Source organism: Kitasatospora sp. NPDC058048 (assembly GCF_042885555.1).
GTDB lineage: Bacteria > Actinomycetota > Actinomycetes > Streptomycetales > Streptomycetaceae > Kitasatospora > Kitasatospora lactacystinica.
The window spans coordinates 174,511-196,471 of record NZ_JBHVRT010000009.1 but is presented as its reverse complement, the minus strand read 5'-3'; the positions used below and the strand labels follow the sequence as shown (position 1 = coordinate 196,471).

Annotated in this window: 22 protein-coding genes; 15 read left to right on the top strand and 7 right to left on the bottom strand. The window is 72.2% G+C overall.

The features are described from left to right. Positions 1-117 precede the first annotated feature (117 nt). The 4 genes from ACFVVA_RS12680 (at position 118) to ACFVVA_RS12665 (ending at position 5,777) form a co-directional block, all read left to right on the top strand. Positions 118-1,026, top strand: coding sequence for a LysR family transcriptional regulator (locus ACFVVA_RS12680; RefSeq protein WP_387688599.1), 909 nt, complete (start codon positions 118-120; stop codon positions 1,024-1,026). Positions 1,027-1,131: 105 nt separating this feature from the next. After that, positions 1,132-1,686, top strand: a complete 555-nt coding sequence (locus tag ACFVVA_RS12675; protein ID WP_387688597.1) for a hypothetical protein — start codon at positions 1,132-1,134, stop codon at positions 1,684-1,686. 146 nt (positions 1,687-1,832) lie between these two features. Continuing rightward, complete coding sequence (locus tag ACFVVA_RS12670) at positions 1,833-3,473, top strand: multicopper oxidase family protein (protein WP_387688595.1); 1,641 nt, start codon at positions 1,833-1,835, stop codon at positions 3,471-3,473. A 492-nt stretch (positions 3,474-3,965) separates the two neighbouring features. Beyond that, complete coding sequence (locus tag ACFVVA_RS12665) at positions 3,966-5,777, top strand: amino acid transporter (RefSeq protein ID WP_387688764.1); 1,812 nt, start codon at positions 3,966-3,968, stop codon at positions 5,775-5,777. 173 nt (positions 5,778-5,950) lie between these two features. On the opposite strand, the gene ACFVVA_RS12660 is transcribed toward ACFVVA_RS12665, so the two are convergent. After that, the gene (locus tag ACFVVA_RS12660; protein ID WP_387688593.1) at positions 5,951-6,556 is read right to left on the bottom strand and encodes a transglycosylase family protein; all 606 of its coding nucleotides are present in this window, start codon (positions 6,554-6,556) and stop codon (positions 5,951-5,953) included. A gap of 337 nt (positions 6,557-6,893) precedes the next feature. On the opposite strand from ACFVVA_RS12660, the gene ACFVVA_RS12655 reads away from it, so the two are divergent. The 5 genes from ACFVVA_RS12655 to ACFVVA_RS12635 all read left to right on the top strand — a co-directional run bounded on the left by ACFVVA_RS12655 (position 6,894) and on the right by ACFVVA_RS12635 (position 12,235). Further along, positions 6,894-8,477 carry a purple acid phosphatase family protein gene (locus tag ACFVVA_RS12655; protein WP_387688592.1) on the top strand — a complete coding sequence of 528 codons (1,584 nt, stop codon included), beginning with the start codon at positions 6,894-6,896 and terminating at the stop codon, positions 8,475-8,477. A gap of 106 nt (positions 8,478-8,583) precedes the next feature. After that, positions 8,584-9,234 carry a lysophospholipid acyltransferase family protein gene (locus ACFVVA_RS12650; RefSeq protein WP_387688590.1) on the top strand — a complete coding sequence of 217 codons (651 nt, stop codon included), beginning with the start codon at positions 8,584-8,586 and terminating at the stop codon, positions 9,232-9,234. 76 nt (positions 9,235-9,310) lie between these two features. Further along, complete coding sequence (locus ACFVVA_RS12645; protein ID WP_387688588.1) at positions 9,311-10,411, top strand: tetratricopeptide repeat protein; 1,101 nt, start codon at positions 9,311-9,313, stop codon at positions 10,409-10,411. 62 nt (positions 10,412-10,473) lie between these two features. Then, positions 10,474-11,391: a phosphorothioated DNA-binding restriction endonuclease gene (locus ACFVVA_RS12640; RefSeq protein WP_387688586.1), complete on the top strand. Its 918-nt coding sequence runs from the start codon at positions 10,474-10,476 to the stop codon at positions 11,389-11,391. 349 nt (positions 11,392-11,740) lie between these two features. Then, positions 11,741-12,235, top strand: coding sequence for a hypothetical protein (locus tag ACFVVA_RS12635; protein ID WP_387688584.1), 495 nt, complete (start codon positions 11,741-11,743; stop codon positions 12,233-12,235). A gap of 79 nt (positions 12,236-12,314) precedes the next feature. On the opposite strand, the gene ACFVVA_RS12630 is transcribed toward ACFVVA_RS12635, so the two are convergent. Beyond that, positions 12,315-12,932 (bottom strand): TetR/AcrR family transcriptional regulator, encoded by a 618-nt coding sequence (locus tag ACFVVA_RS12630; RefSeq protein ID WP_387688582.1) that lies wholly within the window; start codon positions 12,930-12,932, stop codon positions 12,315-12,317. A gap of 57 nt (positions 12,933-12,989) precedes the next feature. Between ACFVVA_RS12630 and ACFVVA_RS12625 the strand changes: the two genes are divergently transcribed. Then, positions 12,990-13,877, top strand: a complete 888-nt coding sequence (locus ACFVVA_RS12625; protein WP_387688580.1) for an alpha/beta fold hydrolase — start codon at positions 12,990-12,992, stop codon at positions 13,875-13,877. Between the two features lie 63 nt (positions 13,878-13,940). Here the strand turns inward: ACFVVA_RS12625 and ACFVVA_RS12620 are convergent, their stop codons facing one another. Together ACFVVA_RS12620 and ACFVVA_RS12615 are read right to left on the bottom strand one after the other, a co-directional pair. Beyond that, complete coding sequence (locus ACFVVA_RS12620; protein ID WP_387688578.1) at positions 13,941-14,354, bottom strand: peptidase inhibitor family I36 protein; 414 nt, start codon at positions 14,352-14,354, stop codon at positions 13,941-13,943. A 344-nt stretch (positions 14,355-14,698) separates the two neighbouring features. Beyond that, entirely contained in the window at positions 14,699-14,845 is a 147-nt protein-coding gene (locus tag ACFVVA_RS12615) for a hypothetical protein (RefSeq protein WP_387688576.1), read from the bottom strand. A gap of 37 nt (positions 14,846-14,882) precedes the next feature. Between ACFVVA_RS12615 and ACFVVA_RS12610 the strand changes: the two genes are divergently transcribed. Beyond that, complete coding sequence (locus ACFVVA_RS12610; RefSeq protein ID WP_387688574.1) at positions 14,883-15,080, top strand: DUF397 domain-containing protein; 198 nt, start codon at positions 14,883-14,885, stop codon at positions 15,078-15,080. Between the two features lie 197 nt (positions 15,081-15,277). Here the strand turns inward: ACFVVA_RS12610 and ACFVVA_RS12605 are convergent, their stop codons facing one another. The 3 genes from ACFVVA_RS12605 to ACFVVA_RS12595 all read right to left on the bottom strand — a co-directional run bounded on the left by ACFVVA_RS12605 (position 15,278) and on the right by ACFVVA_RS12595 (position 17,271). Continuing rightward, positions 15,278-15,703 carry a hypothetical protein gene (locus ACFVVA_RS12605; protein ID WP_387688572.1) on the bottom strand — a complete coding sequence of 142 codons (426 nt, stop codon included), beginning with the start codon at positions 15,701-15,703 and terminating at the stop codon, positions 15,278-15,280. Positions 15,704-16,282: 579 nt separating this feature from the next. After that, positions 16,283-17,005 carry a sirohydrochlorin chelatase gene (locus ACFVVA_RS12600; protein ID WP_387688762.1) on the bottom strand — a complete coding sequence of 241 codons (723 nt, stop codon included), beginning with the start codon at positions 17,003-17,005 and terminating at the stop codon, positions 16,283-16,285. Positions 17,006-17,007: 2 nt separating this feature from the next. Continuing rightward, positions 17,008-17,271, bottom strand: a complete 264-nt coding sequence (locus tag ACFVVA_RS12595; protein ID WP_387688570.1) for a transcriptional regulator — start codon at positions 17,269-17,271, stop codon at positions 17,008-17,010. Between the two features lie 3 nt (positions 17,272-17,274). Here ACFVVA_RS12595 and ACFVVA_RS12590 point away from each other — a divergent pair, with 3 nt between their 5' ends. The 4 genes from ACFVVA_RS12590 to ACFVVA_RS12575 all read left to right on the top strand — a co-directional run bounded on the left by ACFVVA_RS12590 (position 17,275) and on the right by ACFVVA_RS12575 (position 21,906). Next, the gene (locus ACFVVA_RS12590) at positions 17,275-17,499 is read left to right on the top strand and encodes a hypothetical protein (RefSeq protein WP_387688568.1); all 225 of its coding nucleotides are present in this window, start codon (positions 17,275-17,277) and stop codon (positions 17,497-17,499) included. A gap of 129 nt (positions 17,500-17,628) precedes the next feature. Continuing rightward, positions 17,629-18,078 carry a hypothetical protein gene (locus tag ACFVVA_RS12585; protein ID WP_380549492.1) on the top strand — a complete coding sequence of 150 codons (450 nt, stop codon included), beginning with the start codon at positions 17,629-17,631 and terminating at the stop codon, positions 18,076-18,078. After that, complete coding sequence (locus tag ACFVVA_RS12580; protein WP_387688566.1) at positions 18,078-18,488, top strand: cupredoxin domain-containing protein; 411 nt, start codon at positions 18,078-18,080, stop codon at positions 18,486-18,488. Before ACFVVA_RS12585 ends, ACFVVA_RS12580 begins: the two co-directional genes overlap by 1 nt. 49 nt (positions 18,489-18,537) lie before the next feature. Beyond that, positions 18,538-21,906: a hypothetical protein gene (locus tag ACFVVA_RS12575; protein WP_387688564.1), complete on the top strand. Its 3,369-nt coding sequence runs from the start codon at positions 18,538-18,540 to the stop codon at positions 21,904-21,906. Positions 21,907-21,961: the final 55 nt, after the last annotated feature.

The window sequence follows — 21,961 nt, the reverse complement described above, 5'->3', positions numbered from 1 at the left end:
GGCAGGTGATCACCTGTCACCTCCACCTTCGGGGGCCGGCGCCGGCAGGAACAATGCAAGGATCGGCATCGGATAGTTGCGCGGAACGCAAAGACACAGCTCAGGAGCGTGTGATCGATGGACCTCAACCTGCTGCGGGCCCTGGAAGCCCTGCTCCAGGAGAACAGTGTGACCCGTGCGGCCGAGCGGCTCGGCACCTCGCCGGCCGCGGTCAGCCGGATGCTGGCACGGCTGCGCCGCGCCGTCGAGGACCCGCTGCTGGTGCGCGCCGGGCAGGGGCTGGTCCCGACCCCGCGGGCGCTCGAACTGCGGGAGGAGGTCGGCGCGTTGCTGCGCGGCTGCGACAGCGTGCTGCGCCCCGGCGCCGGGTTCGACCCCGTGCACCTCGACCGCTCCTTCACGGTGCAGGCCGGTGAGCTGATGCTGGCGCGGACGGCCGGCGCGCTCGCGGAGCGGATGCGGGCCGAGGCGCCGCGGGTCGACGTGGTGTTCCTGCCGGAGACCCTGGAGGGCGGCCCGGCGCTGCGGCAGGGCCTGGTGGACGTCGAGCTCGGCGTGCTCGGCCACCTGGACCCCGAGGTCCGCACCCGTCGGCTGATGAGCGTCCCGCTGGTCGGTCTCGCCCGCGGCGGCCACCCGCTGCTCGACGGCCGTCGGATCACCGCCCGTCGCTTCGCCGCCGCCGACCACATCGGCGTCTCCCGGCGCGGCAAGCGCCTCGGCCCGATCGACACCGCGCTGGCCGCGCTCGGGCTGAAGCGCCGGGTGGCGGTCGTCGTGCCGAGCCACACCGGTGCGATGCTGCTGGCCCGGGACAGCGACCTGATCACCCTCGCCCCGGCGGACTGGCTGCCGGACACCATCGCCGCGCTGGGCCTGCGCACCTTCCCGATCCCGCTCGAACTCGCCCCGCTGGAGCTGGGGATGGCCTGGCACCCGCGCAACGCGGCCGATCCGGGCCACCGCTGGTTCCGCGAGCACGTGGCGGCGGCGGTGCTGGGCGCGGACCAGCACGCCACGGAGTGAACAGGAGGGCGGCCCGGCCCGGCCCGGCCGGGCTCGGCCGGCGGCGTAAGGTCGGGATACCCTGCGGGGGTACATATGGCGGGCGTCGGGGACGGGAGGCGGAGGATGGCGCGGTCGCGGCCGTTCGGTCCGCCGGTGCCGTGGGCCCTGCGCCTGCTGCTGCTCGCCGCGCTGCTGCTCGGCGTCGTGACCATGCACACGCTCGGCCATCCGGTCGGCGGGCACGGCGGGTCCGCCGGACACAGCGGACAGAGCCGAGCGATCGGCCACGGCGGGCAGAGCGGGCACGAGGGCGCCGGGACGTTGGCCCCGCCGCCGCACCCGTCGGGCGCCGTCCGGCACGGACCGGCCGCCGGGCCCGCCGCCGGCCGGCCCGACCCGGTTCACCTTGCCGCCGACCACCTCGCCCCCGTCCACCGGGCCGCCTCCGCCGTCGGCGCCCTCGACCCCGCCGCCCCCGGCGGCATGGACCCGATGGCGGTCTGCCTCGCCGTGCTGGCCGGCTGGACCCTGGTGCTGCTCCTCACCGGCCCGCTGCTGCGCCGCAGCGGCGACGCCGCCGCCGAGGTGCGGGCCCGGCTGCTGCGGGCCGTCCGCGCGCTGCCCCCGCCCGGAGGCGGACGGATCCTCCTCGCCCGGCTTTCGGTGCTGCGTCAGTAGGCGCGCGCCCGCCGTCCCGTGCCCGCGCCCGCTCGGGAGCGCCCGCGCACACCTCCATGTGCCCGCTCGCGCCCCGCGGCACCCGCGCACGGAACGGCCGACGCGACGCCCTGTACACCCACCCACCGCACGAGGTGCACTCCGTCATGCGCACACCCACCCGTCGTACCGTCCTCGGCGCCGCGCTCGCCGCCGCCGGGACCGGCCTGCTCGCCGCCTGCTCCTCCGACTCCATGCCGGGCATGGACCACGCGTCCATGAACCACGGCCCCACCACCGGAGCGACCGGCCCGAGCGGCTCGTCCGGCCCGTCCGCCGCCCCGGCCGGCTACCTCACCCCGAACGGCCCCGAGGTCGCCGCCGCCGAGGCCGCGCGCAACCCCGGCCCCGAGCGCAGGATCGCGCTCACCGCCACCGAGGCCACCCTCGACCTCGGCGGCCGCACCGTCCGCAGCTGGGCGTACGGCGACCGGCTGCCCGGCCAGGAGGTGCGCGCCACCCTCGGCGACACCCTCGCCGTCACCCTGGCCAACCACCTGCCGCAGTCCACCTCCCTGCACTGGCACGGCCTCGCCCTGCGCAACGACATGGACGGCGTGCCGGGCGTGACCCAGTCCGACATCAGGCCCGGCGGCTCGTTCGAGTACCGCTTCGCGCTCTCCCACCCGGGCACGTACTGGTTCCACCCGCACTCCGGCGTCCAGCAGGACCGCGGCCTCTACGCGCCGCTGATCGTCGAGGACCCCAGGGAGCCGCTGGTCTACGACAAGGAGTGGGTCGTCGTCCTGGACGACTGGGTGGACGGCGTCGACGGCAGCACCCCGGACGCCGTCCTCGCCGAACTCGCCAAGGGCATGGGAGGGATGGACCACTCGGGCGGCTCCGGACACGACATGCCGGGAATGCCGGGAATGTCGGGGACGCCCGGGACGGGAGGAAGCGCCCCGAGCGGCGCGGCCCCCGGCCGGATGCTGATGGGCGCCCGGAGCCCGCTGCTGGGCGGTGACGCGGGCGACGTCGCGTACCCGTTCCACCTGGTCAACGGAAGGCTCGCCACCGCGCCCGAGACCTTCGCCGCCAAACCCGGCGACCGGATCCGGATCCGGCTGATCAACGCGGGCGGCGACACCGCCTACCGGGTCGCCCTCGGCGGCCACGAGCTGACCGTCACCCACACCGACGGCTTCCCGGTCGAACCGGCCACCACCCAGGCGCTGCTGCTCGGCATGGGCGAGCGCTACGACGTGCTGGTCACCGCCGGGGACGGCGTCTTCCCGCTGACCGCGCTGGCCGAGGGCAAGAACGCCACCGCCCTGGCCGTGCTGCGCACCGGCGGCGGTGCCGCCCCCGGGGCCGCCGTCCGCCCGGCCGAGCTGGACGGCCGGCTGGTCACCGCCGGGCAGCTCAGGGCGGCCCCGGGCGTGCGGCTGCCCGCCAAGGCGCCGGACCGCACGGTGAAGCTGGAGCTCACCGGCGGGATGGCGAAGGCCGACTGGGCGTTCAACGGCCGCAGGTACGACCCGGCGCAGCGCCACCCGGTGGCGGCGGGCGAGCGGGTGCGGCTGGAGTTCCGCAACAGCACGACCATGTGGCACCCCGTCCACCTGCACGGCCACAGCTTCGCGCTGCCCGGCGACGGCCCGCGCAAGGACACCGCGGTCGTGCTGCCGGGCGCGACCCTGGCCGTCGACTTCGACGCGGACAACCCGGGTCTGTGGATGGTGCACTGCCACAACGTCTACCACGCGGAGACGGGCATGATGACCGTCCTCGGCTACCGGGCCTGACCCGGGGCTCCCCCCCCCCGAGGAAGGGGACGCCGGACTTGACCCCCGAAATGACCCCGAACCGGCGGAACGGTTCGGGGTCATTTCCTCCCCGGGCACCCCTCCGGTCGCACCGTGCCACCCCGTGCCACCCCGTGCCACCTCGGCCACCCGCGCCGACCTGCGCCGTAATGACGTTTTCTTAACGCGGCCCGATGACGGATCCTTAACGGCCGTCGCATAGCGTTTCGCACGGCCGTCGCCCGACGGCGTTTTACGGGGTCTTTAAACAAGAGGTGCAAGGTGGTTTCGTCGGGTACGACGGGGACGGCGGAGACGGACGCGCCGTCGGCGCGAATACGCCTCCGCAGCTGGCTGCTGGAGGACGTGACCGCGGAGAAGCCCGCGCAGCCGACCGCGGCGGAGGACGGCCCGGAGGCGTTGCCCGAGGGCCCGGCGGCGGGGGACTCCGCCGGGCACGGCGCGCAGGCCGGCCAGCGCTGGTGGCGGGTGATGTGCCTGACCGGCCTGGACTACTTCTCGACGCTCGGCTACCAGCCGGGCATCGCCGCCCTCGCCGCGGGCGTGCTGTCGCCGATCGCCACCATCGTGCTGGTGGTGGTCACCCTGCTGGGCGCGCTGCCGGTCTACCGGAGGGTGGCCAAGGAGAGCCCGCACGGCGAGGGCTCGATCGCGATGCTGGAGCGGCTGCTGTCGTTCTGGAAGGGCAAGCTGTTCGTCCTGGCGCTGCTCGGCTTCGCGGCCACGGACTTCCTGATCACCATCACGCTGTCCGCCGCCGACGCGAGCGCGCACCTGGTGGAGAATCCGCACCTGACCGGCTTCCTCGGCGGCAAGCAGGTGGTGATCACGCTGGTCCTGGTGGCGCTGCTCGGCGCGGTCTTCCTCAAGGGCTTCAGCGAGGCGATCGGCCTGGCGGTGTTCCTGGTCGGGACCTACCTGGTGCTGAACGTGGTCGTGGTGGCCGTCGGCCTCTGGAAGATCGTCGAGGCGCCGCACGTGGTCACCGACTGGTCGCACGCGCTGACCCTCCAGCACGGCAACCCGATCGTGATGGTCGGCGTGGCCCTGGTGACCTTCCCGAAGCTGGCGCTCGGCCTGTCCGGCTTCGAGACCGGTGTCGCCGTGATGCCGCACATCAAGGGCGACCCGACCGACACCGAGGCCGAGCCGGCCGGCCGGATCCGCGGCACCCGCAAGCTGCTGACCACCTCCGCCGTGATCATGAGCTGCTTCCTGATCGCCACCAGCTTCATCACCACGCTGCTCATCCCGGCCGACCAGTTCAAGCCCGGCGGCGACGCCAACGGCCGCGCCCTGGCGTTCCTGGCGCACGAGTACCTGGGCGGCGCCTTCGGCAGCGTCTACGACCTCTCCACCATCGCGATCCTCTGGTTCGCCGGCGCCTCCGCCATGGCGGGCATGCTCAACCTGCTGCCCCGCTACCTGCCGCGCTACGGCATGGCCCCGCACTGGGCGCGCGCGGTGCGGCCGATGGTGATCGTGCTGACCCTGATCGGCTTCCTGGTCACCTGGATCTTCGACGCGAACGTGGACGCCCAGGGCGGCGCGTACGCGACCGGCGTGCTGGTGCTGATCAGCTCCGCCGCCATCGCGGTGACCATCGCCGCCTACCGCAAGCGCGAGCGCGGCTGGACCGTCGCCTTCGCGGTCATCTCGGCGATCTTCCTCTACACCACCGTGCTGAACGTGCTGGAGCGGCCGGACGGTCTGAAGATCGGTGCCTGCTTCATCGCCGGGATCATCCTGGTCTCGCTGCTCTCCCGGCTGCGCCGCGCCTTCGAGCTGCGTGTCACCAATGTGGCCATGGACGATGTGGCGGAACGTTTCATCAGGGACTACGCGCACCGCCCGCTGCGGCTGATCGCCAACGAGCCGAGCCACCGCGACGTCGCCGAGTACCGCGACAAGATCCGCCAGATCCGCGCCGACAACGACATCCCGGGTGAGGACGACCTGGTCTTCGTCGAGGTGACCGTCCGCGACGCCTCCGACTTCGAGGCCGAGCTCACCGTGCGCGGCGAGGTGCTGCACGGCCGCTACCGGGTGCTCACCCTGGAGAGCTCCAGCATCCCGAACGCGCTCGCCGCGCTGGCGCTGAACATCCGGGACCGCACCGGGCAGCAGCCGCACCTCTACTTCGAGTGGACCGAGGGCAGCCCCTTCGCCCAGTTCCTGCGGTTCTTCCTGTTCGGGCAGGGCGAGGTCGCGCCGGTCACCCGCGAGGTGCTGCGCGAGGCCGAACCGGACCGCTCGCGCCGCCCGCGCGTGCACGTCGGCTGACCGGGGCCCGTCCGCCCGGTCCGACACGCCGACGGCCCGTCCGCTCCGAGTGAGCGGGCGGGCCGTCGGCGTTTCGCGCGGGAGCGGCGTGAACGACGGACCGCCGCCCGCGCCGGGGCGGGCGCGGGCGGCGGGTCGGTGGGGCGGTGAAGGGGTCGCGGGCGGGGGCGGGGTCAGGAGGGGAGGTCGAGGACCAGACCGGGCTCGATGAGGTCCGGGTCCTCGCCGACGGCGGCGGCGTTGAGCTCGTACAGCGCGGGCCAGCCGCCGGGGACGCGCAGGACCTCGGCGATGCCACCGAGGGTGTCGCCCTCGCGGACGGTCCAGGTGCCGTCCTTGGACACGGCCCTGGCCGGGGCAGCGGTCGGCGCCGGCAGGACGCCCTCGCGGCCGTGGCCGCGGGTGGCGCGGGCGCCGCAGACGGGCCAGGGGGAGAGGCCGCGTTGGCCGGCCAGGTGCTCGGCGACGGCGATCTGCTGCTCGCGGGTGGCGAGGTCCGCACGCGATGCGTAGGCGAGGCCGCCGTTCTCCCGCCACGTGGGCCGGTCGAACTGGAGGCCGCCGTAGTAGCCGTTGCCGGTGTTGATGCGCCAGTTGCCGCTGCTCTCGCAGGCCGCGACGCGGTCCCAGTCGTAACTGCCGCCGTCCGCCCTTCCGGGGTCGGACCCGCCGTCGCGGCCCGGTGGCGCGGCGTGGGCCGCCGGGGCGACGGCGAGGGCCACGGTGAGGGCGCAGAGCGCGGTCGGGACGATGCGGCGCAGACAGACGGTGGGAGGCATGGGCGGCTCTCGGACTGGGGGACAGAACCTGCGCCGTCCGCGGACGGCGCCCTTCCACCCATGCACGCCGGACGGGGTGTTCCGGCGCCGACACGTCGGGCAGGTCACCCGCACGGCGGCCCGGTACCACCTCGGTGGCCCGCGGCCGATCGGCCGTCGTCCTCGTCGTCCGCCGGTAGCGGGCCTGCCACCGCTGCCCACCGAGGGCCCGTCGCGCACCGTGCGCAGCGGGCCCGGGCGGGCTCTCCAACTCGCCTGCGGTGCAAGGGAATCGAAAATACATCCGGTGGTGTCGGGCCTCTTGTCGAAGGTTAGGGAAGTTTCCTAACTTGATGTCATGTCCGAGACCGAGACCCCACGGCACTCCCGGCGCGACCTCCTCCGGGCCGGCGCGGCGGGCGGCGCCGTCCTCGCGACCGGCGGCCTGCTGCTGCCCGGCACGGCCCTGGCCGCCCCGCGCCCGACCACCCTCGACGCCCCGACCGCCCGCGCCGCCACCACCGGCCCCGCACCCCGGAGCGAGCGGACCGCCGGGTCCGCGCTGCGACCCTTCGGCCGTCACCTCGCCTTCGGGGCCGACCCCTCCCAGCAGGTCGTCGTCTCCTGGCAGGTGCCGGACGCGGTGACCGCGCCCTTCGTCCGGATCGGCGTCCAGCCCGGCGACTTCGGCGCCCCGATCGCCGCCGAGGTCCGCACCCTGGTCAGCAAGCTCTCCTGGCAGCACCCGGTCGAGGACCAGCCGCTGATCAAGCCCACCACCGTCACCCAGTACTACCTGCACGCGCAGCTGGACCAGCTGATCCCGGACACCACGTACTACTACGTCGTGGGCCACCAGGGCTACGACCCGGCGGGCCAGGGCGCCCGGCTCGGCGACGTGGCGAGCTTCCGCACCGCACCCGCCCCCGGCCGCGGCGGCGGGTTCACCTTCACGGCCTTCGGCGACCAGGGCATCGGGTACAACGCGGCCGCCACCGGCAACCTGATCGCCGGCCTCGACCCCGCCTTCCACCTCCACATGGGCGACCTGTCCTACGCCAACGCCGGCGGCAGCGGCAAGACCAGCGACGCGTACGACGCCCGCCTGTGGGACTCCTTCTTCGTGCAGAACGAGCCCGTCGCCGCACGGACCCCGTGGATGCCGGCGATCGGCAACCACGAGATGGAGCCGTGGTACGGGACGGACGGCTACGGGGGCATGCGCGCCCGGTTCACGACGCCCGACAACGCCTGGAGCCGGTCCACCGGCATCTACTCCTGGCGGTACCAGAACGTCGGGCTGATCAGCCTCGACGGCAACGACGTCTGCTACAACACCCCGGCCAACCTCGACTACACCAAGGGCAAGCAGAAGAAGTGGCTGGAGAGCCGGCTCACGGTGCTCCGCGCCGACACCGGCATCGACTTCATCGTCGTCTACCTGCACCAGTGCACGTACTCCACCTGCCACGACAACGGCGCCGAACTCGGCGCGCAGCAGGACTGGGCCCCGCTGTTCGACAAGTACCAGGTGGACCTGGTGCTCAGCGGTCACAACCACGTCTACGAGCGGACCGACCCCATCCGGGCCGGCAAGGCCACCCGCAAGGCCGCCTCCGGCGACACCGTCGACCCCGCGAAGGACGGCACCACCTACGTCGTCGCGGGCGGCGGTGGCGGCGGGCTCTACTCCTTCCCGGCCGCCGACACCTACCTCGGGCACGAGAGCGCCGACGACAAGCCCGTGCCGATGGTGGTCGCCGACCGGAGCGGCCACAACCAGACCGTCAAGGTCACCTGGTCCAGGGTCCGCTACACCGGCTACTGCCTGGTCGCGGTCGAGGTGACCCCCGCCGCCGCGGGCCGGCCCGCCCGGATGGAGGTGCGCTCGCTGACCGAGGACGGCACGGCCGTGGACCGGGTCACCGTGCAGCGCGGCTGACCCGGCCGGCACCCGGCCCGGTCTGAGTACGGCTACTCAGGCGGCCGGCGGCGGCGCTCCGCGAGCATGGAGGTGTCACTTCGCCGCGGGACACGGGGGAACAGCCATGCTCAGCACGATCGCCGCCGCCCTGGTACCCGTCCTCGGCCGGCTGTCCGTCACCTCCGAGACGGCCGGCCCGGTCACCCCGGGCAGCATCGTCGCGGCCAACCACAGCTCCCTGGCCGACCCGGGAGTGGTGCTGGCCGCACTGCGCCGGCTCGGCGCCGAACCGGTGGTCATGGCCGCCGCCGGGCTGTGGCGGGTACCGGTGCTCGGCAGGGTGCTGCGGTCCGGCGGGCACATCCCCGTCCACCGCGGCACCGCCCGGGCGGCCGAGGCCCTCGACGCGGCCGCGGCGGCGCTGGCGGCCGGCCGGGTCGTCCTCATCTACGGCGAGGGCGGCCTGCCGAAGCACCGGGACTCCCGCGACGCGGAACCGCGCGCCTTCCGCACCGGCCTCGCCCGGCTCGCGGCGGCGACCGGCGCCCCGGTGGTGCCGCTCGGCCAGTGCGGCGCCCGCCGCCTCAGCTCGGGCAGCACCGCCAAACAGCTCGCCGGCTTCGCCACCGCCCCCCTGCGCCGCCCCGCCCTGCACGTCCACCTCGGCACCCCGCTCCACCTGCCCGGCGACATCCCCGAGGCCACCGCCGCCGCCCACCGGGCCGTCACCGCCGCCTGGCGCATGGCGGCGCGGCACTGCGGCCGCCGGAGGTGACGGGGTGTCGGTGCGGCGTGAGACCGTACGGGGCCTGGGTATTCCACGCAGCGAACGGGTGATCGGGGAGGCGATTGTGAGCGGGGAACCGACCATCGACTGGGAGCCGCAGTACCGGGGCGCCTCCTCGAATCTCCAGGTCGCCGAGTGCTACGAGCGGTTCGTCGCCACGTCCGACCCGGGGTGGCTGGCCGCCCTGAAGGAGCTGGCCCGGGCCGAGGGCGCGCAGGTGGGGGACCTGCACGCGCTGGCGTCGGCCCACCTGCTCGCGGGGCGGCCGGCGGAGGCCGTCCCGCTGCTGGAGTTCCTGGCGTTCCTGGAGCCGGACGATCCGGCCGTGCGGTACGACCTGGCCGGAGCCTACGTCCGGATCGGCAGCGTGGACCGGGCGGGGCGGGAGCTGGAGCGGATCCTCGCGGACCGGCCCGGATGGGCCCCGGCCGTTCTTCAACTCGCCGAGGTCCGGGCCTGGTTGCGGTGGCACGAGGACGCCGTGCACCTCCTGCGGCAGCAGGCCGAGGTGCTCTTCTCGCTGACCGCCGACGGGGCCGGCGGCCCGACCGGCCACCTCGCCCTCGGCAAGGTGCTGTACCAGCTGGCCGCGGTCCCGCGCAGCGGCGTCGACTGGCCGGACGTCGTGGGCGCCCTGGAGCGGGCGCACCACCTCGACGACGGCAACGAGCAGGGGCTGGAACTCCTGGCGGCGGCAGCTCACCACGCGGGCGCCGAGGCGCGGTGGCACGCGGCGCTGCTGGCGCTGGAACGGGTCGCGCCCGGATCCGAGCACCTCGATCACTGGCGTTCGGCCCCGCCCGCCGCGCCGCCGAATCCGGACCGGCTGCTCGCGATCGCCGCCTCCGAAACCGAGGACGCCCACGGCGCCCTCCGCGACCTCCGGGCGCAGTACCGGACGGCTCCGAACAACCCGGACGTCCAGCGCTGTCTGGCACAGGTGGAGGTCGGCATCGGAAACGTGGCCGAGGCACTGTGGCTGGCCGAGGGCCTCGCCGCCACCGAGGGGCTCGACTGCTACGGGCACGGCGCCCTGATGGTGGTCTACGGGATCCTCGGCGACGGACGGGCACGCCGGCACCTCGCCGCGGCCCTGGAGCTCGCGCCGGACCAGGCCACGACGGCAGAACTCCTCGACCAGTACGACCAGTTGAGCGCCGGATGACGGCGGATCGAGCCCTCGGTCCGGGTGATTCCTCCGCCGGCCCGCGGACTGCGCCGGCCGGCATGGACTGGCTGGATCGGGTGGCGCGGCTGAGGCGCTGGACGAAGGGCGGCGAGCGTGCGCCGCACAAGCCGCTGCTGCTGCTCTACGCGCTCGGCGGGTACCAGCGGGACGCGGAGGGCGAACTGCGGTACAGCGCGGTCGAGGAGGAGCTGAAGCGGCTGCTCGCCGAGTACGGGCCGCCGCGTCCGACGACCCCCGCCTACCCCTTCCACCACCTGGTCAGCGACGGGGTGTGGGAGGTCCGCACCGATCAGGGGACGGGAAGCCCCGGCAGCGGGGTCGGGATCCTCCGGTCGAGCGGGGCCGCGAGCAGGCTCGCGCCCGCGCTGCGGGCGGCGCTCGGCGAGGAGCCGGCCCTGCTGGGCCGGATGGCCAGGGTGCTGCTGGACGCCCACTTCCCGTCGTCCCTGCACACCGACCTCTGCGAGGCGGTCGGCCTCGACCCGGAGCGGGCCGAGGCCGGGGCCGTGGGCGGGCCCGAGGCCGCGGCCCGGCGGCAGCGGGACCGGCGGATGCGTGAACTGATACTCACCGCCTACGAGTTCCAGTGCGCCTTCTGCGGATACGACGGCGCCCTTGGCGGGAGACCGGTCGGGCTGGAGGCCGCGCACGTGCGCTGGTGGTCGCACGGCGGGCCGGACGAAGTCGACAACGGCCTGTGCCTGTGCTCGCTGCACCACAAGCTCTTCGACAAGGGCGTCCTCGGCCTGGGCGAGGGCCGTCGCATCCTGGTCTCCGACCGCTTCGTCGGCCGCAGCGAGGCCAGTCGCCGCCATGTGCTCGCGCTGTCCGGACGGCCGGTCATCGGCCCGCAGCCGGGCCGTCCGCCGGTCGCGGACCGGCACCGGGAGTGGCATGCGGACCAGGTGTTCCACGGCGTTCCGCGCCAACCCGTGGAGTCGGGGGCCTTGGCCTAGACAAGAGCGGATCCGAGGTTCCGGCCCGCCGAAGGGTCGAGGGTGCTGCGCGTCGCACCGACGGGCACCCTGCTGATCGGAGCCTCGGTTGCCCGGGGCTCGTCGCCCATGGCCATGGGCAGCAACCAACGGCCCGTTCAGTGGATCGGCATGCCTCCGTGCGGACTGTTGACCACCATGAGATCCACTTCGCCGTACACGGGGTCGCGGACGAGTCCCACGCGGTCGGCACTCCTTCAAGATCGGAATCCCTGATGCCAGTGAACCTGAGCGGGTGATGTCGGGGGAGCGGTGAGTGTGCCGGTGCCCCGGACTGTTCCGCGGGCGGCTGCTGCGTCAAGATGAGCGTATGGCCGAGAGTGAAGCGGATCTGCTGGCGTTGCTGCGAAAGCTCGATGATCCGGCGTGGCTGGAGTGGCCGCAGCGCTACAGCCGTCGCGAGACCGCGGTTCACTTCGGTGCTCTGGTGGCTCGGCTCGAAGGCGACTTCGCGGTTCCCTGCCCGGCCGAGCAGGACGCCCAGGACTCCAGCGAGTACGGACGCGTCGTCGTTCCCGGGGACGCGACTGTCTGCGGAACCCGGATCGTCGTCTGCGTCAGCAAGTTCGGCTCACTGGCTCTGGTCTGCGCCGAAAACCCGGGCGTCTTCCTCGGAACGGAGGAAGCCCAGGTCGAGGGCGAGTTGGACGGCGCGGACCTCGCCAAGGTCACCCGGGCGCTGGTCGAACTCGGCTATGTCGTGGTTGCCGAGGAACTACTGGAGAGCGACTACGACGGGCCGAGCCGACTGCCCTCGTACATTCAGCGGCCCACCTGGTCGGATCGTTTCTTCGGCTACTTCTGACGACCACGTCGACAGGGCCGGTCCGGCACCCGTCGGGCGACCGTCGACCACCTCCGGCCGGTACCACCGTCGAAGCGATTCACAGCCCGGAACCGGACAAGCCCGGGAAGAGCCGCCCGAGGTGGTAGCGCAGGACGGCGGTCGCCTGGTCCGCCGTCCGCTGGTCGAGCAGGACGCTGAGGCCCAGGCCGGCGGAGACGGCGAGCAGGACGACGGCCTCGTGGCGCGCGTCCAGGCCGGGTTCGGCGGCTCCGGCCTGCTGGGCGGCGGTCAGCTGGGCGGTGAGGAAGGCTTCCATCTCGTCGGGCGCGGCGAGGAACTGGGGCCCGCCGAGCGCCGGATCGGTGACGGAGAGCACCGCGTACTCGGTGTGGATGAGGTGGAAGGCCCGGCTCTCCTCGTCGGTGGGGACGGCTTCGAGCAGGACGGCTTCGATGATGCCGCGCGGGTCGGCGGCGCCGCTCGCGCGGACGCGCCGCTGGACCCGTTCGCCCATGCGGGCCGTCAGCCGGGTCATGGCGGCGAGCAGCAACTGCTCCTTGGTGTCGAAGTAGTACTGCACGAGGCGCACCGAGACGCCCGCCTCGACCGCCACTGAACGCATGGTGACGGAGTGCAGGCCGCTGCTCGCCGCCGAGCGGAGCAGCGCGTCGATGATGTGGGCCCGCCGTTCCTCGTGATCCACCAGCTTCGGCATTGGGTTCCTTCCGGATATTTTTGTGGTACAACCATACCATCAAACAGGGGAGGGATCATGACCAGGACCAGCGTCGGACACTTCGTCAGCGAGGCCGCCCGGGCGAAGTTCCTTGCGGCGTACGACCGGGCGATGGAGCTGTGGCCCGGCCCGCGCCAGGAACTCGACGTCGAGACCGGGTACGGCAGCGTCCACGTCCACCGCTACGGCGCCACGACCGGCGAACCCATCGTGCTGCTGCACGGCCACGCCGGACACCCGTCCAACTGGTGCCCGCAGATCGCGGCGCTGGGCGAACACCACCCCGTCTACGCCATCGACACCCTGGACGACCCCGGCCGCAGCGTGCAGCGCGCCGTCGCGGCCGGGTCGCAGGAGAACGCGGCCTGGCTGGGAGAGGTCCTGACCGGCCTCGGCCTGGAACGGGTCCACCTGGTCGGCGTGTCGTACGGCGGCTGGCTGGCGCTCAACCAGGCGATCCACGCGCCCGAGCGGCTGGCCTCGATCACGCCGCTCGACCCGGGCGGGATCGAGAAGGTCCCCGCCCGGTTCTACGCCCACATGATCGGCGGCCTGTTCGGGATGCTCGCCCCGCGCCCGCTGCGCCCGGCGGTCGGCCGACTGCTCGCCAACCCCGCGCTCAGCGCGCCGCGCGAGATGATCACCCCGCTGATGCTCGCCATGCGGAGCTACAAGCCGGGCAGCCGCCCGCCGGCCCGGCCGTTCACGGACGAGGAGCTGGCGTCGATCGAGCTGCCGGTGCTGGTCCTGGTGGGCAGGCGCAGTGCGCTGCTGCGGCCGCGCCAGGTGGTGGAGCGGGTCACGAGGCTGGTGCCGGGCGTGCGGGCGGAGATCCTGGAACGCGCCGGGCACGGGCTCAACCTGGAGCGGCCGGAGGCGGTCAACGAACGGCTGCTGAGCTTCATCGGCGCCGTCGGGCGGTAGCTCGGGAAGGCCCGAAGGGCCCTCGCGTGGAGCGGAGGGCCCTTCGGGTTTCCGTGCGGTGTGTCAGGAGAACAGGCGGGCGTCGTTGTTCGCGGCGCTGTTGAGCGAGCCCGCGTACCCCGATCCGAAGGCCACCCAGAGGCCGTCGCTGATCCTGCTGACCCACACCGTGTGGTCGGTGTTGTTCACGATGGAGGCGGCGTTGTTGTACATCGTCACCCCGTAGCCGGAGCCGTTCGCGTAGCGGGCGAACGTGTAGTTGTGCAGGTCGAGGTTCTGGTTCGGCGAGAAGTTGTCGAACGATCCCCAGCCGACTCCCGGTGAGTTGTAGTACAGGCAGACGCTGCCGTTGGGGCAAGCCTCCACCCCGCCCGGCCCTGCGGCGTAGGCGCTCCCGGTGGCCATGGCCACCGCGCCGGCCGTCATCGTGGCCACGGCCGCGATCGCGGCCGTGCGCCGTCCGATCTTGATGCGCATTCCGTACTCCCGTCCCAGTCGACAGTGCAGGAAGGCCGGGCGGGCCGAGTCCCGTGCGGACCACTGCCCCCGAGGCCTCGAACAGGCTGGCACGGGGGCCCCGTTCGCGCTACGGTTGCGCGCGGTTCCGCTTGTGAACAGATCTGGAGGGCGCCGGCTCGGGCTCAGGCGGCTTCGGCCCGGCTCGCCGCGGCGGCCTCCGGCCGCGCGAGCCGGATCAGCCGGGCGGTGACATCCGGCCGCCTGGAGAAGTGACGTACGGCCCGCTCGGGTGACGCGAGGGTCATGCGCGTCCGCCCGTCGACGCCGATCACGTGGGTCCGGCCGTCCGAGTCGGTGAGCCCTCAGGCCGCGACCCACCCGTCAGCGTCCTCGCCGCACACCTGGACGACGGCGAACAGTCGGGACGCGGTGTCGATCACGAGCCCGCGCAACTCCTGGTCGAAGGTCAGGCCGACCGGCGGGCGGGCCGTGGCCGAGTGGGATCTCATTGCCTGCATCGAGAAGGACATCTGAGAGGAAGCGCGCATGGCATCTCTCAACCGGCAGAATTCCATTTACAGTTCCGAGTCGGCCAACTGCATCTACCTTGTCGTAGCCCCCGAAGGCGGCATCAAGCTCCGTGAGAGCGATGACCCCGACACCGTCCTCACCGCCTCGCCCGGCGCGCTCGGCGCGTTCCTGTGCGGCGTCAAGGCGGGGGAGTTCGACCACCTGACGACGTGACCTGTGCGGTGTGCATCTCTCGGCCCGTGCCCCAGGCGTCCTGGGGCGCGGGCCGCCGTCATCTCCCGGTACGCGTGGGAAGTCGGCCGGGTCGACTTCTCACGCACACGCAGCAAACTGCCTCTCATGCTCCAGCTGCAGATCGTGATCACGTAGCGAGACCGCATCGCGGGCAGTCCGCCATGTGATCGGTCGGGTCAGCGGATCACGTCCGAAAGATCCAGTTGCTCCATGCGGTCCAGGCACCGGCCGATCTCGATGCCGAGATCGTCGGCGCTCAGGGGAAACTCCTCGGGCCCTGTGGACAGCAGTTCCGCGATGTTCCCCGCATCGTCCTCGACGGAGACGCCGGCCAGCATGTCCGTGCCACTGGCCCTGAACCTGATGGACAGCTCGAAGACCACTGTGAGGTTGCCCGCCAGCCCGAGCACGTGGCCATCGGTGTAGGAGGCATCGTCCGGGGCGTCCGAGTACTGCCAGAGCGGCCCCAACGACTCACGCCCGCGTGCCGCACCGGCCGGTGCGCGTTCCTCCCAGGCCTGGGCCAGCCGTTTCAGCCTGAAGTGGGCATCTCGAAGGGCCACTGCCAGTGCGACGGCACCCTGCCCCGTGTCATCCATCACGTTCCGCTCCCCGCCCGGCACTGTTGGCCGAGTCTTCGACAGCCCGCCTCGCGCCCCCACGGTTCTGTCTGCTGGGCGCTTCCGGAGGTGGAGACGACCACCGTTGATCATCGTCGGTTGTGTGGACAGACGAAGATCAGCCGGTGGCCGTGGGCGACAGCGTAGACCCCGCCCGGTGGCAGCACGTCTTCGAGGGCCTGATGAGCCGGGTGGCGGGCCGGTTCTCCCGAGTGGAACCGCGCCGCCGTGCACGGGCGTTCGTGCTGGGCCTGCTCGCGGACCTGCCAAGGAAGAACTGCTGGACGAGTTGAAGATCAAGATCTGCAGCTGGAGTACTGACTCGCGGCTGCTCCGGACAGCACTGTCAGGATCCGTGAGAGCGATCACCCCGACACCGTCCTCACCGCTTCGTCCGGCGCGCTCGGCGCGCTCCTGTGCGGCGTGAGGGTTGGGGAGTTCGACCACCTGACGACGTGACCTGTGCGGTGTGCATCTCTCGGCCCGTGTCCCCAGGCGTCCTGGGGACACGGGCCGCCATCGTGATCCCGGTGTGCGTGAGAAGTCGGCCGGGTCGACTTCTCACGCACATCCTTGGGGTGAGACCGGTCGGTCAGGCGGCCGACCGCACTGCCATGGCTGTCCGGGCCTCGTCGTAGCGCTGCAGGACCAGGCGGGCGACGGACGGGTGGGCGCCCAGCGGGCGCTGGTCCAGGTGGCCGTCGTGGCGGCGGCGCGGCGGGCGAAGTGGCCGGGGGAGAGGAGGTGGCTCGCGAGGGCGATCTCGGGGTGGTCGGCCCGCCGGAGGTCGGCGACGGCCTGCCGCGGGGTCGGGGCGGCGGCCGACAGATGCGACGGGGTGACCGGGCGGCCGAGGTGGGCGGCCAGCATTTCCGCCATCCGGGTGGTGTCGGCGAGGGCCGTGGGGTCGGAGGAGCCGGCGCCGGCCAGTACCACGGGGGCGTGCGGTGGGGCGCCGGCTTCGGCAAGGCGGTCGGCGAGGGCCTCGGCGAGCAGCGGGTGCGGCCCGAGGGCGCCGGCGAGGTGGGTGGGCGGGAGACCGGCGGCGGAGAGGGCTGCGGGCAGGTCGACCCGCAGGTGGTAGCCCGCGCCCAGGAACAGCGGCGCCAGGGCCGGTCGCGAGTCAGCGAGTTGGGAGAGAACCTCGGGGAGGGATGGCCGGGCGAAGTCCAGGAAGCAGCAGCGGACCGGATGTTCGGGCCGCAACGAGCGAACTGCCCACAGCAGCGCACGAATCGAGGTGACAGTCGCCGGATCGCGGCTGCCGTGCGCGACGGCGAGCAGTATCAGCCCGCCGCCAGCCGGTAGCCGCGCTTGGGGACGGTCCGGATCAGCCCCGCGTGCGACCCGAACGCTGCCCGCAGCTGGCCGACCGCCGCTTCCACCGCGTGTTCGTCGGCGCCCGGTTCGAGCCAGGCGGCGCGCAGGAGTTCGGCGCGACTGAGCACCCGGCCGGGCCGCTCGGCGAGTGCCCGCAGGACGGCGGCGCCGCGCGGGCTGAGCCGGTGGCTCTCGCCGTCGACCAGGGCGGCGTTCCCCTGGAGAGCCAACAGGTGCCCGGACAGCGGGACTTCCCGCCGGGATCGGCCTGGCAGGGTGTACTCCAGCAGTCGTACCAGAGTGCCGAGCCGTCCGCGTTCCTCGCCTTCCGGCAGCCCTTCCTGGCCGGCGGCAACGGGGACGCGGCGTACACGGGGTTCCTGGTGGCGTACGCGGGCTGCTCGGCGCTGACCTGGGCGGTCTGGCTCCGGTGGCGGTGGCGGTGGCGGTGGGGGTGACGGGGCGGGGCGCAGGGCGATGGGCTGTTGGTATGACGGTCGGGATGGCCGGGCGAGCGGGCGAGCCGCCGGGCGGTTAGCGTCGGCCGCAACACGTTCTCGGACCGGGAGGTTGCAGTGCAGCGGTGGATGATCCTGACGGTACTCACCTCGGCGCTCACCGGACTCACCGGCGCCGCCGTACCCGCCCTGGCCGACGATCCGACACAGACCCCCGACACCGCGGCCACCAGCGTCACCATCGGCGACGCCAAGATCGACCCCAGGCTCCCCGGCCGGATCCGGGTGGATGTCGACTACCTCTGCACCGTCGCCGACGACGCCCGCTCGCTCACCGTCACGGCGGAGCAGAAGGACCCGGAGGACACCTCGTCGATCGCCTTCGGCTCCAGCCGGACGGCGGAGACGGACGTGATCTGCGACGGGACACCGCAGAAACGGCAGATCGTCGTCCAGTCCAAGACCACCAACTGGCTCCCGGACGTCGACGCCGTCCTCACCGCCACCGTCTCCAACATCGGCGCCACCCCGTCGGCCGCCGCCGACGCCAAGCGGGTCAAGCTGGCCACCACCGCCTGATGCGGTCGCCCGTCCGGGCCGCCGCCCTCCTGCTGCTCGCAGCCGGCCCCCTACTGACCAGCTGCATCAGCTCGTTCGTCGTACCGGGGCCGGAGGAGACCACCAGCCCGGTTGTGGCGCCGTCCGCGCCGTCGTCTCCGGCCCCGTCGCCCACCCCCTTCACGGGAACGGTGACGATCCGCGACTTCTCCTTCGAACCCGACAACTTCACCGTCAGCCCGGGCATGGTAGTGACCGTGACCAACACCGGCACCACCACCCACACCCTCACCGCCCAGGACGGCACCTTCGACACCGGCCCCATCGCCCCGGGCGCCGGCGCCACCCTGACTGCCCCGAGCGAACCGGGCGCCTACTCGTACCTCTGCACCTTCCACCACTTCATGCGCGGGATCCTGACCGTGGCGTGAGGGGCGATTGCCCTACGCTCGTGCCCTGCACACGGGGAGGGCACGAGGGATGGCGGACCACACGGCGAAAACGGCGAACACGGTGAACGGCCCGGTGCACGGGACGGTCGTGCAGGCCGGGAGCATCGGGGCTGTCTACGTGGGCGGGAATCAGCCCCCGGCGGTGCCGGACGGGGCCGACGAGTGGGTGCGGGCCGCTACGGACTCGCGCGTCTGGAAGCACGTCCGCGAGGGCACGGACCCTGAGCCGTATCAGCGGGTGGTCATCGCGGCCGTGGGCGAGCTGGCCCGGCTGCGGGACGCGACGATGCTCGCCGAAGACCCCTGGCAGGACCCCGGGATCGCGGAACGGTTCACGAAGCGAGTCGGCTGGCTGCTCGGCGAGGAGTCGCTGAAGCTCTACCCGGCCGAGGCCGCGCTGCTGGCCGTGCTCCCGTTCCTCTACCGGGTCCGTTCGCTGAGGCTGGCGATGGCGCGGTCCGCTGTCGGCCCGACCGACCTCGCGCCGTCACCCGAGCCCAATGCCGACCGATCGGCCTACGAGCAGTTCATCGAGTCCTACGACCTACTCGTGGGCCGCACCCGAACCCGCCCCGCCTCCGCCGCACCGCTCGGCTGGTGGCTCTTCCACCGCTGGCTCGACCAGCACGAGGACCTTGCCGACCCCGACGGCGTCCAGGAGATCCTCGACCAGCTGCCGGCGCTCGCCGAACTTGAGGAGACCTTCTCCCTCAAGCGCGTCTGCGCCCTGCTGCACGGCCTGCGCCGGGGCCCCGACGTCGGCAACCGCGACTACCTCGCCGGCCTGAGCGCGGACAACCACTTGCGGGCCCCCGGCGAACAGCACGTCCGGGAGCCACGGTTGGCCCTGCTGCTCGCGCTGGCGTACGGGACGGCGATCGAGATGACCGCCCTCCCGGAGATCGTGGCTGAGCACCTCGGTATCCCGGACGAGGTCGACCTCGCCGACCTGCGCCGGACACTCGAACTGGCGGTCTGGGGCGGCTCCTACGACCTTCCCGTCCTGCGTGCGGAGTGCCACCACGAGGCGGTGGTCGAGGGCCTGCGCGAGTACACGGCCAGGGCCGACGAACTCCTCCACGCCGTCCGCCGCATCCTCCCGTCGCACCCACTCCCTACCCGGCTCACTTCGGACGAAGCCGCCCCCGCCGCTGGCGCCTTCACGGGCTGGGCGCGCTTCCGCATGGACGAACGCCGGGTCCGCAGCCTGCTGATGGGGGTCGAGCTCTACCGCGACCGGGACCTGGCCGTCCGCGAGCTCTACCAGAACGCCCTCGACGCCTGCCGGTACCGCCGCGCCCGGACGGAGTACCTGGACCGGACCAATCCCATCGCGACCTTCACGTATGACGGTCGAATCGAGTTCCGCCAAGGCGTGGACGAGGACGGCCGCGCCTACCTGGAGTGCCAGGACAACGGCGTGGGAATGGGCGAGGAGGAGTTGCGGGGAGTCTTCTCCAACGCCGGTGCCCGCTTCGCCGAGCAGTTGGACTTCAAGCTCGAACGTGCCGAGTGGCGCAAGGTGGATCCGCCCGTCGAGCTGTATCCCAACAGCCGCTTCGGCATCGGCGTGCTGAGCTACTTCATGCTCGCCGACGAGATCCGGGTGACCACGTGTCGCCTGGACGCCTCCGGCCGGTTGGGCCCTCAGCTTGAGGTCTCCATCTATGGTCCGAGTCACCTCTTCCGCATCGCCGAGCAGCAGGATCGAGGCCGCGAGCCGGGCACCACCGTACGGCTGTTTCTACGGGACGACATCGAGACGGCGGAGTCGTGGTCATGCCTGGACGTTCTCGAACGCCTCCTGGCCGTCGCGGAGTTCACCACCTTGGTGGTCCACGGCGACGATCGGGAATCCGCGTGGGAGCCCGGTGTGCTGAAAGCGCGGCAGGCGCCGCCGGGTGAGACCTTCGGTTTTAACGCCTGGGGCCGGACGACGCCCTGGGCCGAAGCGCCGGAAGGCGCGCAGGTGATGTGGTGCGAGCGCGGCGGGGCCCTGTTGGTGGACGGCCTGGTGGTCGAGCCGGAGTTTGTTCGCGGGGTCATCTCGCCCGGCGGTCTGTCAGGGGTGGTGGTGAACCTCGCAGGACGGTTCTCGCCTGGCAAACTGTCGGTGGACCGCCGCCGAATCATCAGCGACCCGGCGGCGACTGTGAGGGAACTGCTGGAAGGAGCGGTAGCCGAGTTTGTGAGTGGCGACTCGGCCGTTCTGAGCATGGACTGGATCCACCGTGTGACGGAGGGAAGCTGTCAGCTCGCGGATCTGGTGGCCACGGAGGCCATTCGGCAGGGGCGGCGGTTCGAATTTTTCGGACTCGAATGTGAAACCAGCCGCACAGGCTGTTTCTGGGCCGATGAAGAAATCATCACGCGGCTCCAGAGTCATGGGGAATCCCTTGGTAGGAAGGTGACCGGTGGAAGCCTGCCTGATCACATCCTGCTCTGGCGGATGATGGCCCACGGACTGGATCGATGGGTCCCGGAACTCGCCTTTCTCTGCCCGGAGCTGCTCACACCTCAGGCGACTCGTCCGGCGATGCCGTCCGACATCGAGGTGTTGGCGCCGGTGATTCATGCCGTTGGCTTTAGGGCATGGGACTTGGAGCGCCAGGGTGAGGAATGGCTTCTGAAGCTCGCCTCGCATCTCGGTGTCACGCCGGACCGTGCTCGGTCCCGTGCTGCTGGGCTAGGTGTCGGTCCCAGTCGTTCATTGGCATCCGATCTTGCGGTAGCGGATGTCAATGTCAGCCACACCACGGTGGATTGGGACGAGACCTCGGTGGGGGAAGCGGCGAGCTCCGGAAGCGAGGACCTGGATATCCGTCAGGCGGTGGACATGTGGCGGATGTTTCCCATGGCGCGGACCTTCGTCCAGATCTTCTCATTGACGCGATGGGGTGGGCGCTCGCTGCATGAAGTGATCGACCGCCTCCGAGCCCATGGCGTGGCGATCTCGATTGATGTGCCGAAACAGCTCACCAGGTTGGACGAGGAACTCCTCTCGCTCGACAGCGCGCTGCAGTGGGGCGATCTGCGAACGGGGGACCCGGTTCCGTTCGCTCGCTTGATCACCGCGGCTCGTACGCTTCAGCGGCACCCCAGGGAGATGGCCAGCCATCTGAGGAGCCGTGGGATCGTCACATCCAGTGATGACTTGCCGCCCGGGCTGACGTTGGACGACGCAGTGGCCCTTATCCGGCGCGACCACGCCTGGCCCATCGTCTGGTCGTCGGTCGGGAGTATCGGCCTGATGGACCTGTTGAATCTGTCGATGAGGACAGGGCGCTCGATGGCCCAGATCACCGAGTGGTACCAGGATTGGGGTATCACGGTTCCCGACGCCGCCGAGCTGATCCGTGCAGCCCTCGCCCGCGTCCCCATGGCCGACCCGTCCTGAGCACCGAATCCACCCGTGAACAGGGCTGCTGTGTTCCGCCTCCTTGTTCTACAGT

Coding starts and splice junctions, on each gene's coding strand:
- ACFVVA_RS12680 (WP_387688599.1), top strand. CDS start 118: ATGGACCTCAACCTGCTGCGGGCCCTGGAAGCCCTGCTCCAGGAGAAC.
- ACFVVA_RS12675 (WP_387688597.1), top strand. CDS start 1,132: ATGGCGCGGTCGCGGCCGTTCGGTCCGCCGGTGCCGTGGGCCCTGCGC.
- ACFVVA_RS12670 (WP_387688595.1), top strand. CDS start 1,833: ATGCGCACACCCACCCGTCGTACCGTCCTCGGCGCCGCGCTCGCCGCC.
- ACFVVA_RS12665 (WP_387688764.1), top strand. CDS start 3,966: ATGTGCCTGACCGGCCTGGACTACTTCTCGACGCTCGGCTACCAGCCG.
- ACFVVA_RS12660 (WP_387688593.1), bottom strand. CDS start 6,556: ATGCCTCCCACCGTCTGTCTGCGCCGCATCGTCCCGACCGCGCTCTGC.
- ACFVVA_RS12655 (WP_387688592.1), top strand. CDS start 6,894: ATGTCCGAGACCGAGACCCCACGGCACTCCCGGCGCGACCTCCTCCGG.
- ACFVVA_RS12650 (WP_387688590.1), top strand. CDS start 8,584: ATGCTCAGCACGATCGCCGCCGCCCTGGTACCCGTCCTCGGCCGGCTG.
- ACFVVA_RS12640 (WP_387688586.1), top strand. CDS start 10,474: ATGGACTGGCTGGATCGGGTGGCGCGGCTGAGGCGCTGGACGAAGGGC.
- ACFVVA_RS12635 (WP_387688584.1), top strand. CDS start 11,741: ATGGCCGAGAGTGAAGCGGATCTGCTGGCGTTGCTGCGAAAGCTCGAT.
- ACFVVA_RS12630 (WP_387688582.1), bottom strand. CDS start 12,932: ATGCCGAAGCTGGTGGATCACGAGGAACGGCGGGCCCACATCATCGAC.
- ACFVVA_RS12625 (WP_387688580.1), top strand. CDS start 12,990: ATGACCAGGACCAGCGTCGGACACTTCGTCAGCGAGGCCGCCCGGGCG.
- ACFVVA_RS12620 (WP_387688578.1), bottom strand. CDS start 14,354: ATGCGCATCAAGATCGGACGGCGCACGGCCGCGATCGCGGCCGTGGCC.
- ACFVVA_RS12615 (WP_387688576.1), bottom strand. CDS start 14,845: ATGAGATCCCACTCGGCCACGGCCCGCCCGCCGGTCGGCCTGACCTTC.
- ACFVVA_RS12610 (WP_387688574.1), top strand. CDS start 14,883: ATGGCATCTCTCAACCGGCAGAATTCCATTTACAGTTCCGAGTCGGCC.
- ACFVVA_RS12585 (WP_380549492.1), top strand. CDS start 17,629: ATGATCCTGACGGTACTCACCTCGGCGCTCACCGGACTCACCGGCGCC.
- ACFVVA_RS12580 (WP_387688566.1), top strand. CDS start 18,078: ATGCGGTCGCCCGTCCGGGCCGCCGCCCTCCTGCTGCTCGCAGCCGGC.
- ACFVVA_RS12575 (WP_387688564.1), top strand. CDS start 18,538: ATGGCGGACCACACGGCGAAAACGGCGAACACGGTGAACGGCCCGGTG.